This window comes from Fibrobacter sp. UWH1 (assembly GCF_002210365.1).
Classification (GTDB): domain Bacteria; phylum Fibrobacterota; class Fibrobacteria; order Fibrobacterales; family Fibrobacteraceae; genus Fibrobacter.
In genome coordinates, this window is sequence record NZ_MWQG01000035.1 from 18,330 (window position 1) to 30,503 (window position 12,174).

Below are 12,174 nucleotides of genomic sequence, written 5' to 3' on the forward strand. Positions count from 1 at the left end.
TATCCGATAAAATTCCTGATTGGTTATATTAGGTAAAAGAGGTTTAAATATGGCAAGTAAACTTGCAAAAATAATTTTGGTATTTGCCGTAGCGACCACAACGATGGCCGGATGTACGGAGAATGGAGAAAAATCGCAGAAGCAACAACAGGAAAAACGTCTGATTGAAAAAGCAAAAGTTGATGAAGCGAAACTATTAACGGAAGAATTCCTTATTGAAACGGACGAAAAAAAATTGGATTCTCTGGTCGAATTAAAAGTGAAAAAAAAGATGGAAAAAGATTCCTTTAGATTGTACGTCACAGAAGTAAAAAAATACAATGATTCTCTTGACCAAATAAAAGGAAACCAGTCACCACATAAACCCGACCCAGAAATATTGTTTAGAAAGATGATGAAAGAGTGTTTAAAGAAGGGAATGTGCAATTAAATGAATAAAATTTTACTTTATCTAACTATTTTTTGTCGATTTCTTCTGCCGTAGAATATTGTGAAAAATTGTCACCTTATATAGAAGAAGGTGGACTTAGCAAGGAAAATGCGATATCGCTTATTGAAACGCTAATGCACGACCACTACGCAAACGAATGTTTTTCTGAGGGAGGCGAAGTGTCTCGCTACGTCAGCACAACAAGACCCGAAATGAATGGCATTCCTACCCTGGACTTAGACGGCGGAGCAGTTGAAATTTATTGTTGGCACGAAAACAATGAAACATCCTTGGGCATAAGGGCTAAATTTGCAGCAGTACAGTATTACGACAATTACGACCATATTTTTTACCGATGCTACAACGATAAAGAAAGTTGCGGTCAGAATGGAGCCTACCTTGAACAGCCATACTATACATGTTTCAGAGGAGCCTTGGATGAAAGCGGCTGTACAGAACACACTTCTGACGTAATTTATTTCGACAAGGATCTGGAATTTACAGAAAAAACATTACGTCGAATCCCAGCTAATTTCACACGAAAAATGGCTATTGAACTCGGGGATGAATCGATTAAGACATTCCCGACAATGTATGTATACTACGACTACGATTACATCGGCAGAGGCCATCTTTCAACTTTAAGTCCGAGGACACTTTCAAACGCATACGATTTCTGCGAGTATATCATCGAAGAACATCAGAGAAAAATCTCTCCTAGCATAAATCCAACAAGTTCATCGGTAACAGCTTCAAGTTCAAGCATAGAGGATCAGCAGTCTAGTTCCAGCAAGACAGAATCTTCTTCATCCTTGGCCACAAACGTTTTTGACGGTATCGTCAGCAACCCCGATCAAATTTTCAATTCGGGTCTACAAAACATGGAAGAGGGCTCTTGCTATTCCCTGAATCCCGCCCGAGCAAACGAGTTCAATGGCTGGGTAAACGACAATGCATCGGATTCATGGTGGTGGCGTGAAGTTGATTGCAATACGGGAGACCGAATTGATAAAAATAGAATCGGAGCATGCCCCGGTTTCCCGTTGGATGAAATTCCAAGCAACCCGACATCCGCCTGTTTCGCGTACAACGGCACCTGTTATAAATGCAACCCCACTCGTGGTGGCGATTGCGGGAATTCCTGGCTGTGGAGCGGCTCCTTCAGCTATGGCAACATTGGCTGGTGGTATGTAGAAATCAACTGCTACACATCATTGCAAAAACAAGCTCCCTACGGCCAGAGCCAAGACATCACCACCGAAGAAACCTTTGATATAGATTTCACCATATCTCAAAAAAATTTTGACATTCTTGGTCGAAGGAAAAATAGTCGTCCAACAGCAAAACAAATAATATACAGGACTCAAAAGCCGTTCTAAAGCAACAAAAAAAATCCCCGCCCATCAACAGATGCGGGGACTTTTTCGTCGTAAGGGGGCGAGCAACGCAGTAATGCGCAGGTTATGGACAAAATTAAGCGAGTTCTTCGGGATTCAGGCATTTCAGTTCGTCGATGACGAACTTGCCGTCCTTGCGGATCAGAACGTCGTCGAACCAGATTTCGCCACCGCCGTATTCCGGGCGCATGATAAGGACCAGGTCCCAGTGGATGGCAGAAACGTTACCGTTGGGAGCGTCTTCGTAGCAACGGCCCGGGGTAAAGTGAATGGAGCCTGCAATCTTTTCGTCAAAGAGAATATCGCACATGGCGCTGTTCACGTAGGGGTTAAAGCCGATGGCAAATTCACCCACATAGCGGGCGCCTTCATCGGTATTGAACAGGGCCACCAGAGCATTGTTATCGCCGGTTTCGCAAGAAGCTGCCACAATGGCACCGTCCTTGAATTCCAGGCGCACATTGCCGAACTGCTTGCCGTCATAGAGGGACGGAGTATTGTACTGGATTACGCCATTGACGCTGTTGCGGACCGGGGCGGTATAGACTTCGCCATCGGGGATGTTCATGTTGCCGCAGCAAGGAACGGCAGGAATTCCCTTGATGCTGAAGGTCAAATCCGTTCCCTTGGAAACCAGGCGCACCTTGTCGGTACGGTTCATCAGGTCCACCAGATTCTGGGCGGCCTTGGCCATGCGGGGGTAATCGGCCAGGCAAGCTTCAAAGTAGAAGTCCTCGAAAGCTTCGGTGCTCATCTTGGCGGCCTGTGCCATAGAGGGGTTGGGCCAACGAAGTACGCACCAGCGGGTCTTGTTCACACGATAGTCCAGAACAGCCTGGTTGATGATTCGATAGTTCCTCATCTGCGGGCCAGGAACGTCGCAGTTTTCCATGGCGTTTTCTGCAGCACGGATAGAAATGTAGCACTGCATCTTCTGCATTTCTTCCATGGCCAGATCCGCAGCCAGCTTCATCTGCTCCACAGAAGCGGACTTGATCATTTCGCGACGGACACGGCCATTGTAGTTATGCACAAAGGCATTGCCACCAGCCTTGGAAACAGCCTTGATCAACTCCGTCGTCAGTTCATCGGGAGTGTCGGTGGTTTCGATGAGAATGTTTTCGCCAGCCTTAAGAGCAATGGCGTTATTAATCAAATTTTCAGCAAGCTTGGTAATGCGAGGATCTTTCATAATGAGCAGTGAGTGATGAGCCGTGAGAGATGAGCGGTGAGTAGTGAGTGATGAGCCGTGAGATACGAGTCTTTATAATCGCGCCGAAGGCGCCTAACTTATTAACTCATAGCTCATGACTCAAAACTCATACCTAAATATAAAAATGTCCGACAGCCTTGGGGGCTATCGGGGTTTAGGGTGTTATACTATTCAGAGAACGTGAAGGGGATTGTCACGGTGGTATTGCCCGCCTTGATCTTACTGAAGGTCCAACGGCTCACGGCATTCCTGATTTCACTATCGAATTCCGCGTAGCCGGTTGTCGACCCGACAATGGCGTTGCTAATGACTTCACCGCCCGGAGCAATGGTAAACCGCAAAGTCACCTTGCCCTGGAATCCCGGTTTTTTCTTGAGGTACTTGTTGTAGATATGGCGAAGCCCAGGCGTTCGAGTCCTAATCACCTTCATCACATCAGAAGACGAACGGACCGAATGATCGGAACCCCACTCAATATCCGTAGGCGACGGAATTTTCATAGGTCCCCTAGCCCTTGAGGAAAGCGCTCCGGCAGAGCCTCCAATAAGACTGCTGAGAGCATCTCCCACGCCACCGCTACCGCCAGCAGCATAGCCCTGATTAAAGCCCCCGTCCACCTTACCGGCACGTTCACCGATTCGATGTTTTCCGGAGAGCTGAAGGCCGCTGCTGTGCTTAAGCACCTTGTCGATATCCTTGGCGAACTTCTGCGTCATCAGATCGTAGGCCCCGGCGCTTGCGCTATGGGTCTGCGCCGTTAGCATTTTTAGAACACTACGTTCCTGGACCGCATTAGGTCTACCCGTACCACGACGGGGGCCGCCGCCACCCGCTCTCCTGCGATAGACCTGTTCCATCTTTCTTTTGGGACGTTCCTCCTTCTTTTCTTCTTTTCGGTCTAGGATCTGCATGGTAGCCCTGATGTTCTCGTTCACCGAATCCACAAAGGCCACTTCGGGAACAAGCTGTTCGAATGCCGCCGCCCAAAAGCAAAGGGCAAGCGCCACCAGAAGAGAACCACTTGCAATGGCACCCATCTTCTTGTCGGAATCCGGCATCAGCGCAGCTACCAGCGGATCCAATTTTACTTTCTTCTTTTCGTTTACGTTTTTCATGATTTTATCCTCCTTTCCTTTCGGAAAGAGTTTGGTGATTTATGGGAGAAATACCTTAGAAACGGCTCTTTTGGGGAGAGTCTTTTTTATGAGGGGGTAAAGCAGAGAACGACATTGCAAGGCAATGTCCAACACTCAAACTTTATATGAAACGGGAATACGAAAACGTTAAGTTAGCTTGTTCTCAACTCCGTTCTACCACCGCTCCTTACTTCGGGGAATGAACGAAATTCATCTCGAACATCTTGAATGTACAAAGAAAAAATCAGGCGGGAACGTCGGCATCGGTAAACAAATCTTTATGGGATTTTCTGTAAAAAATCAGTCGAACCGCCAATGCCATATGGCATAAGGGCTAGAGGCGGATTCACCCCATCATTTTAGCGGTCCATTTTTACAAAAAATACGGCAACCTGTTCTATTCCAAATTAGAGTTTTCTTATATTTTTTTGCATCATGAAGCTTTTACAGAATCCTCCCGATCTTAATAGAATCGCGCGCCCCAATTGGATTGAAATCAACCTCGACGCCCTTTGTAACAATATTCAGTTTATCCGTAGCCAGATTCCTGCCAACACCAAGATTCTCCTGCCCGTCAAGGCAGACTCCTACGGTCACGGCAGCCTGGCCTGTTCCTTTGCCGCCAAGTTCGGCGGAGCAGACTACCTCGGCGTAGCCCACATCAGCGAAGGTATGGTCCTGCGCCAGTACGGCATGGACTTGCCCATCCTGGTTCTTGGCCCCTGCACCCCCGCAGACTTCGCCTACTTCGTAGAATTCCAGCTGACCGCCGTCATTACGGACATCCGTACCGCCATGGCCTTCGACCAGTTCCTCCGCGAAAACGATTGCACCTGCAAGGCCCACCTGAAAATTGACACCGGCATGAACCGCTACGGTTTCGACGCCGAAGACTTCAACAACGTACGTGCCGCCCTCAGCCTCAAGAACCTCAAGTTCGAAGGCATGTTCACTCATCTGGCCACCGCCGACATGCCGGGCAACCCCAAGACCGAAATCCAGATCCAGAGATTTGCCCGCTTGGTAGATGTGCTGGAAGCCGAAGGCCTCCGTCCCGAAATTTGCCACTGCTCCAGTTCTGCAGGCACACTGACCCATCCCGAAAGTCATTTCGACATGGTCCGTCCCGGCCTCGCCCTGTACGGTTACAATCCCATGGGAGCCGCCCCTTCCCCCTGGCCAATCAAGCCTGTCATGAAGATCAAGTCTACTATCCGTCACATTCACGATGTGAAGCCCGGCGAAACCGTAAGCTACGGCGGATACTGGATGGCACAGCAGCCCACCCGCATCGCCACCATCGCCATCGGTTACGGCGACGGCTACCTTCGCGGTGAATACAACAAGGGATTCGTCTTTATCCGCGGACAGCTCTGCCCCATCCTGGGTCGAGTCTGCATGGATGCCACCATGGTGGACGTGAGCCACATTCCCGACGTGCAAGTCGGTGAAACCGTAGACGTGGTGAACGGCGAACTGGATTTCCGCATTTCCATGGAAAGCGTGGCCGACGACCATCACACCATTCCCTACGAACTCACAAGCCGCGTGGCTCGCCGTCTGTACCGCAAGTACTACTGGAAGAACCGCCTGGTCCGCTGGGACTACCTGCGTCAGGAATTCGGCGTAAAGGAATTCAAGGAATACCCGTTGAGATAGTGGTTCGCTGAGTTCGCAGCAAAAAAGGCGGTGGAAATACCTTTTTTAGGGTCAATCCACCGCCTTTCTTTTAGTTTATCCGTGTAAAAGGCATAAAAAAGAGGATTTTCGCTTCTATTTTTTCAAAAAGAAGGAGATTTTCTTCAACATCAAGTGCGTTTTGCAGGAAAATTCACATACAACATAACAAAAAGGCGGTCAAAAATCCTTTTTAAAGGAAAAAGCACTGCCTTTTTTCATCCACATAAAAAATAATCTTGTATATTCAGGATATGGACTTTTCAGACGAAAAATACACAACCATACGCCACCGAAACTTATGGGGCGAATGGACTTTTGTATTCGAGAAGTCTAAACTTTGCAGCCTGCGCTACAATTCTGACAACGCAAAGCCAAGCCAGGTTCAGGCCTGCACTTACGCCGTTGCCGATATTGAATCCGAAATGTCGCCGGCAGTGAGCCGCGCCTACCGCAAAGTCGTTCTTCAGTTGAACGAATTCTTGGCGGGTAAGCGGAAAGAGTTCAGCATACCATATAAATTATACGGCACGGAATTTCAGACAAAAGTCTGGAACGCCCTCAAGGAAATCCCCTACGGTGAATCCCGCACCTACAAGGAAATCGCAGAAATCGTGGGGAGTCCAAAGGCCACGCGAGCCGTCGGGCAGGCGCTGCACCAGAATCCGATTCCGCTGATCCTCCCCTGCCATCGCGTTATCGGGAAAGGCGGAGCCTTGGTAGGTTTCGGGCTGGGCCTAGATATGAAAAGACGCCTCCTGGTAATAGAAGGCGCAATTCCACAGGAAATGCTGTTGGAGTAAAGGAGATCCCGGGACAAGCCCGGGATGACATTTCGGCTTCGCTCAATGACTAGCGGAATCAAACCTCGGTAGGTGAGCGGAGTCGAACCTAGTCCTTGTCGTCGAAGGCTTCGGCTTCTTCGGGCTCTTCTACGATCCAGTCACGGATGTGCTTGGCCAGATCCTTTTCGCCATCCTTTTCGGCGGCATCGGCAATTTCGTTCAGCTCTTCGGCATCCATGCCAGCCAAGTCTTCTTCAAACTTGTCTACATAACCGGCCAACTGCTTATAACGCTTCATGCCTGCCAGAAGCTGCATGAATTCCATATTGGCTGAAGAACCGCAACGGAACTTTTCGTGTTCGGTAAACAGCTGATCCGCTTCGGAATCCGAAAGCAATGCGGCCAGGCGGCCCAGGTTCATGATTCTCGGATAGGTTTCGTAAAGCTGGCGGGCAATCTTCAGGCAATCCGACTTGCGGCCTTCCTTGTCGGCGATGGCTGCCTGCAAATCAAGGTAAGCTTCTTCGTCTTCGTTGCCGGGATTCTTCACATCGTTCATCCACTGCTTGGCAAGCACCAGGTCGCCAGCCATGAAGTAGGCGTTTGCAATGTCGATGATGGTAGCGTTGCTCTTGTCCGGATCCTTCAGCAGGGCGGCCTTGGCATAGTTTGCAGAATCGTTGATAGCGTCAGCCATATCGCAAATGGCGTCCAGAACGTCTTCGCGGTTTTCGTCGGCGAACTGAGCTTCTTCCGCCACAAGTTCATTCAAAAGCTTGCTTGCCCTTTCCAGCGGCATCACCTCTTCAAGGCTCAGGAACACCACGGAACGGCCTTCACCGCCCACATGGCGCACGGCCAGGTCGTGAATCAGGTCGGCCACGTAATCCTTGTCTTCGTACTGCTTGGCAATTTCCACAAAGAACGTACCAGCGTCGTAGAACAGGCTGTCCCAATATTCCTTTTCTTCGTCATCTACCTTGAAGGAGACGAAATCGGTACGCAAGGTCCAAGCCAAAAGTTCCAGCTGAACCTTGGGATCCTTGCAATCCTCGATATCGTCAATACCCTTGCCGATGGTTTCGTACAAGTCATCGGGGCGGTTCAACAGGCGGCTTTCACCGCTAACGATCTGAGTCAAGGTATCGCGAAGGCGATCTTCTTTGCTGCGGTTGGCCTGAGCCAGCGCCGGGGACTTAAAAAACTTTTTCTTCTTTGCCATGATTAAAAATTTAGAAAACTAGAATAAAACGCGGTAAGGCAGTTCTTTCTTTTGCTTTGAGAAACGACGACCCTTCAGGTCGATGTAGTGGTCTCGAGATTTAAACACAGGCTCAGCTTTCATCCGCTTCGCAATCGCCAGCGTTGTATCCTTCGAAGTTTCTACTGAATCCACAGGCGTAACAACGGAATCCTTAGGCAGTTCAACCACTGTGATATCGGGGATTTCGGCTGCAGAAGTATCTGGATTTTCTACAGAACTATCATCCTTCAACACAGTAAAGAAATACTGTTGAAGGGCCTTGCTATTTTCGTCAACGTCAGTCAAAAAAAGAGAATAGCCATTTTCTATTTTTTTAAATTCGCCTTTACGATCCTGTACGGTATCTCCCGTAGCCAAAACAACCCATTGATTACACAAGGTAGAATCATTTTTATCGACAGCAAGAATAAACTCTGTCTGAACGTACAAATCTCCAGAACTATTTTTTGTCCATTTCCTGGTGAACAAGGTATCGTTCCTTGTAATCAATTCCTCACGATCGAAAAGAGAACTCGCAGATTCATCCGGTAAAAATTCAATGACAAGATTTTCACCGAAAAACAAGCCTCTGCTATTTACGAAACTTTTTCCATCGGTATATCGAGTATGATTAACAACCGTGGTATCGTCATTCAGCTCCTTTGACAAAAGGATTTCAAAGCCTGTTTTCTTCAGCTCACTTTCTTTTTCTACATAAAAAGGAACAACCGAGCTCATTGCAGACGATCCATCAGAAAGAATTCTTATTCCACTGTAAGATTCAAGGTAAGGTCCGTTCCACAAAAAATTATAGGTCGTTCCAGAAACACCATCTCGATTCACAGATTTATTACTATCGAGACGAACGGATTCATCTAGAGAGAACAACATCTGTTCTGTAATATTCACCAATCTTACGGCATCGATGCAGTTAAAAGCACTTGCAATTCCGACGAAACCTAAGACAGCGAGAGATAAAATTTTATTCATCATAGCCTTCACCCTTAAATCTAACAACTAAGATTCCCTTAACCTAGTTATCAATCATCAAAGTCACTGATTTTTTCTGGCTTTACGCAGCTGAATTTGTCTAGCCTTTCGGCGATCCTTGCGACGGCGGCGGCGTATCCTGTTGCGGGCAGCATTCATTGCAGACACCTGATGCAGTACGTCCATGATGCGTTCGGCAGCGAATGCATTATTCAACTTCTTACGGGTAACGTAATCCAACAGGCAAACGCAAACCAAAAGGCACGCCACAAATATCGCCAATGCAACAGGCCAGAGAATCACAGAAAAATGAGCGGCAACGAAGCCGAAGGCGGGCGGCATCAACACGGAACCCACATAGGAGCCTGCCATCTGAATGCCGATGGCGCGCCCCGAAAGATTTTCCCCAAAACGGGCCGGAGTCGCGTGAATTAAGGATGGATAAACAGGGGCACAGCCCAAACCAAGCAAACAAATGCAAAGAGGCGTGAACCATAACGGCAACGGAAGGATCAAAGTAAAACAGCCAACAATCACAATGGCGATTCCCGCATGCACCAGGCGCATATCCGTAAACTTGATGGCAAAGAATCCGCTGGCGACACGCCCAACCATGACGCTAGCAAACATCAGAGAAACCGCCAAAGCACCAATCTCCGGAGCAAAGCCGCGGGCAACCAAATAAGTTCCACACCAAAGGCTAGTGGAAATTTCCAGGGCAGAATAAAAGAAGAACGTTAAGAAGGAAAGCTTCATGCCAGGTACGCGAAGGGCCGCCCGCAAGGATATGTCATTTTCCACCGGAGCGGAGGTCTTGCCACCACGATTTTCGGAACCGTTGCCTCGCCCACTCTCGCTACTTGGCCTCGTTTTTTCGACACGTTTCCACAACGGGAGAGCCCCCAGCATCATCACCACGATGGCTCCGAGCAAGACTGCATTCAGTTCATAGGCACCTCGCCACCCCGCCCCCACAAAAACGGAAGCCGACAGGATTGCAGGCCCCAGGCAGGCCCCGACGCCCCAGCTGGCGTGCAGCCAGTTGGTGTGCTTTGATTCCAAATAGATTGCCGCAAAGTTATTGAGGGCAACGTCGATGGCTCCGGCACCAAGGCCCATGGGTATGGCACAGACGCACATCATCCAGAAAGCGGTCGCAAGGCCGTATCCAGCCGTAGCCACTGCAGTACAGCAAATGCTAATCGCCACCAGCTTGCCCGTACCAAGCCTGCGCATCAACGTAGGCGTAATCAGGCTGGAAATTATCGTCCCGACACTCACGATAATCGAAAGGATTCCCGCCGCAGAAAGAGGGGCCGCCAGATCAGTCTGCATCAAGGGCCATGCCGCCCCCAGAATCGTATCCGGGAGACCCAAGCCGATAAAGGCGACATATATGACCACAAGCAGGAATGTCATACCCTTGAAGATAAATAAAAATTTCGGAAAAAAGAAACCACTTTACAGAACGAAAAATGCCCGGCCACCTGGCCGAGCATTTCTACTGCAAATTTTAACAATTAGGCTTTCTTGTTCATTTCGGGATTGTAGTCAAAACCGAATTCGCCATCGTATTCGGTAGCGTCGGGGCCGCCTTCGGTACCGGAGCCTTGCAGCAGTGCGGCATTTACGCAAACTTCCAGAACATCCATCTTCGGGGCTACATATTCTTTCTTCATGGTTCTCCCCTACTTGATGACGACCTTCTGGCCTTTGTTGTAGTAAGTTCCCTTGGCGGTAGGCTTCTTGTTCAGCTTGCGGCCCTTCATGTCGAACCAGAGATTATCATCCGTCGAGATTTCTCCAGTGCGGGTATTCATCACGCCAATGGGGGTCAAGTCGCCATCGCTTCCGCGAATGACAATTTCAATCTTTTCGGGAAGTTCCTCATCCAGGGAGGCTGTTTCCTCCGGCTTTGCAGCAGCCTTCATACCGACGAACTTGCCAGTTGCGCAGTTGTTGCAGAAGTAAGCTCGCATGGGGCGGATAAATGCGCCGGCAGAGCCCTTCACAAAGTCGCCAACAGAAACTTTTTTCTTGCCATCCGTGGCTTCACGCTTTTCGGCGGCATAGCCATACACGCGGCCGAGATCCTTATCGCCAGCCACCCATTTTTTGTAGCTGTAAGTGCCAACGAATTTCCAGCCCTTGGAATCTTCGTCTTCGGACACGACGACCCCGTTATTTCCACCCTTGGTGCTCAACGGATAGCTTGGTACCTTCAGGAAATTTTCATAGGTCTGTCGAAATTCAATTTGACTAGCCCCATCAACACCACCAACCTTTACAATGTAGGGGGTATTGGCTTCCAAGGTATCAGCTCTTTTTACTTCATCGACAACAGCCTGCACAACGCATTGTGGACAATAACGTTTCAGCATTACAAACTTGTAAACGTTCGCGCCAAAAAGCTGAAGTCCATCACCACCAAAAAGAGTGGATTCAAAGGGGAACATTACCGTTCCATATGTATTGCCACTGAAATCACGATGATAGATAATATGTTCCACATATTCCGTATCAGGAACACTAATCGTAGAATCACGATTCGGGCTCTTATCGTCAAAATAGGCAACACACCGAACATACTTGCCAACGTCATTACCAAAATCAACGGTCATGGTGTCTATGGTAAGGGAGCCGTACACCTTCGGAGTCCCCGGCGTGCAAGTATTCACGGCAGTGGCGCCTACAGCGCAGAGTAAAATAGCAGCTACAGCTATTGCAAACTTCTTCATATTGAACCCCAGTCTTAGGAAGTCCCTATACAACCGCAGCCAAAAATAGAAGTCAAAAAATTACGATTAAAGCCTATTACATATTATAAAAAATTTACTAAAGACACTTAATAATGTTATCGCAAGGCTACAAAATCAGCGAAATCGGAGCATCGTGAATGGTTCGTGAGCGCAGCAAGGAGTTCGAGGGCTGAGCCAATCTTTTGGGAAGGCTTTGCAGGACTTTTGAGTGTGCGAAAAAGCCTTTGTAAGCCGCAGTAGCTTCGTTTGGAGAAAAAGGAGATCCCCGAACAAGTCGGGGATGACACCGGAGGGGCGCGGGGGAGACGCAAACAAAAAAAGAACCCGCGAGGGGTCCTAACGTTATGCGAAATGATCGCAGCAGCTATTTGCTTTTTTCGGCCAGCTTCGCCTGAAGAGCAGCAATCAGTGCATCCTTCTCAGCAAGAGCATTGTCCTTCTCAGCGAGAGCATTGGCCTGGTCGGCCAGTTTAGCTTCACTCGCAGCCAGTTTCGCATCTTTTGCCTTGCTTGCCGACTCCATTCTGCGAACCTTGCGTTCAAG

11 protein-coding genes and 1 pseudogene are annotated in these 12,174 nt (G+C 48.7%); 4 read left to right on the top strand and 8 right to left on the bottom strand.

What is annotated here, in order from left to right:
• Positions 1 to 49 precede the first annotated feature (49 nt).
• Both B7992_RS13125 and B7992_RS13130 read left to right on the top strand, forming a co-directional pair.
• On the top strand, positions 50 to 430 hold the full coding sequence (locus tag B7992_RS13125) for a hypothetical protein (RefSeq protein ID WP_088666477.1): 381 nt from the start codon (positions 50 to 52) through the stop codon (positions 428 to 430).
• A 179-nt stretch (positions 431 to 609) separates the two neighbouring features.
• Positions 610 to 1,809, top strand: a complete 1,200-nt coding sequence (locus tag B7992_RS13130) for a hypothetical protein (RefSeq protein WP_141100470.1) — start codon at positions 610 to 612, stop codon at positions 1,807 to 1,809.
• 94 nt (positions 1,810 to 1,903) lie between these two features.
• Here the strand turns inward: B7992_RS13130 and B7992_RS13135 are convergent, their stop codons facing one another.
• Positions 1,904 to 3,019, bottom strand: a complete 1,116-nt coding sequence (locus tag B7992_RS13135) for an aminopeptidase (protein WP_088666479.1) — start codon at positions 3,017 to 3,019, stop codon at positions 1,904 to 1,906.
• A 188-nt stretch (positions 3,020 to 3,207) separates the two neighbouring features.
• Positions 3,208 to 4,155, bottom strand: a complete 948-nt coding sequence (locus B7992_RS13140) for an AgmX/PglI C-terminal domain-containing protein (protein ID WP_088666480.1) — start codon at positions 4,153 to 4,155, stop codon at positions 3,208 to 3,210.
• Positions 4,156 to 4,611: 456 nt separating this feature from the next.
• Here B7992_RS13140 and alr point away from each other — a divergent pair, with 456 nt between their 5' ends.
• Together alr and B7992_RS13150 are read left to right on the top strand one after the other, a co-directional pair.
• Positions 4,612 to 5,835 (top strand): alanine racemase, encoded by a 1,224-nt coding sequence (gene alr / locus B7992_RS13145; RefSeq protein WP_073161588.1) that lies wholly within the window; start codon positions 4,612 to 4,614, stop codon positions 5,833 to 5,835.
• 272 nt (positions 5,836 to 6,107) lie between these two features.
• Positions 6,108 to 6,656 (top strand): methylated-DNA--[protein]-cysteine S-methyltransferase, encoded by a 549-nt coding sequence (locus B7992_RS13150; RefSeq protein WP_073161593.1) that lies wholly within the window; start codon positions 6,108 to 6,110, stop codon positions 6,654 to 6,656.
• 88 nt (positions 6,657 to 6,744) lie between these two features.
• Here B7992_RS13150 and B7992_RS13155 read toward each other — a convergent pair whose 3' ends face one another.
• The 6 genes and pseudogenes from B7992_RS13155 to B7992_RS16770 form a co-directional block, all read right to left on the bottom strand.
• Positions 6,745 to 7,860 carry a hypothetical protein gene (locus tag B7992_RS13155; RefSeq protein WP_073236514.1) on the bottom strand — a complete coding sequence of 372 codons (1,116 nt, stop codon included), beginning with the start codon at positions 7,858 to 7,860 and terminating at the stop codon, positions 6,745 to 6,747.
• 18 nt (positions 7,861 to 7,878) lie between these two features.
• The gene (locus B7992_RS13160) at positions 7,879 to 8,874 is read right to left on the bottom strand and encodes a hypothetical protein (protein ID WP_141100471.1); all 996 of its coding nucleotides are present in this window, start codon (positions 8,872 to 8,874) and stop codon (positions 7,879 to 7,881) included.
• Positions 8,875 to 8,934: 60 nt separating this feature from the next.
• The gene (locus B7992_RS13165) at positions 8,935 to 10,290 is read right to left on the bottom strand and encodes a sugar MFS transporter (protein WP_088666482.1); all 1,356 of its coding nucleotides are present in this window, start codon (positions 10,288 to 10,290) and stop codon (positions 8,935 to 8,937) included.
• Between the two features lie 101 nt (positions 10,291 to 10,391).
• The gene (locus B7992_RS16765) at positions 10,392 to 10,550 is read right to left on the bottom strand and encodes a hypothetical protein (protein WP_158236590.1); all 159 of its coding nucleotides are present in this window, start codon (positions 10,548 to 10,550) and stop codon (positions 10,392 to 10,394) included.
• A 9-nt stretch (positions 10,551 to 10,559) separates the two neighbouring features.
• Positions 10,560 to 11,609: a hypothetical protein gene (locus tag B7992_RS13170; protein WP_088666483.1), complete on the bottom strand. Its 1,050-nt coding sequence runs from the start codon at positions 11,607 to 11,609 to the stop codon at positions 10,560 to 10,562.
• 385 nt (positions 11,610 to 11,994) lie between these two features.
• Positions 11,995 to 12,174 (bottom strand): annotated as a pseudogene (locus B7992_RS16770) (hypothetical protein); the annotation flags it as partial.

Excerpts from the sequence above, each read along its gene's own strand:
- alr (WP_073161588.1), top strand. The coding sequence starts at position 4,612 with ATGAAGCTTTTACAGAATCCTCCCGATCTTAATAGAATCGCGCGCCCC.
- B7992_RS13160 (WP_141100471.1), bottom strand. The coding sequence starts at position 8,874 with ATGATGAATAAAATTTTATCTCTCGCTGTCTTAGGTTTCGTCGGAATT.
- B7992_RS13170 (WP_088666483.1), bottom strand. The coding sequence starts at position 11,609 with ATGAAGAAGTTTGCAATAGCTGTAGCTGCTATTTTACTCTGCGCTGTA.
- B7992_RS13155 (WP_073236514.1), bottom strand. The coding sequence starts at position 7,860 with ATGGCAAAGAAGAAAAAGTTTTTTAAGTCCCCGGCGCTGGCTCAGGCC.
- B7992_RS13125 (WP_088666477.1), top strand. The coding sequence starts at position 50 with ATGGCAAGTAAACTTGCAAAAATAATTTTGGTATTTGCCGTAGCGACC.
- B7992_RS13165 (WP_088666482.1), bottom strand. The coding sequence starts at position 10,290 with ATGACATTCCTGCTTGTGGTCATATATGTCGCCTTTATCGGCTTGGGT.
- B7992_RS13135 (WP_088666479.1), bottom strand. The coding sequence starts at position 3,019 with ATGAAAGATCCTCGCATTACCAAGCTTGCTGAAAATTTGATTAATAAC.
- B7992_RS13140 (WP_088666480.1), bottom strand. The coding sequence starts at position 4,155 with ATGAAAAACGTAAACGAAAAGAAGAAAGTAAAATTGGATCCGCTGGTA.
- B7992_RS13150 (WP_073161593.1), top strand. The coding sequence starts at position 6,108 with ATGGACTTTTCAGACGAAAAATACACAACCATACGCCACCGAAACTTA.
- B7992_RS16765 (WP_158236590.1), bottom strand. The coding sequence starts at position 10,550 with ATGAAGAAAGAATATGTAGCCCCGAAGATGGATGTTCTGGAAGTTTGC.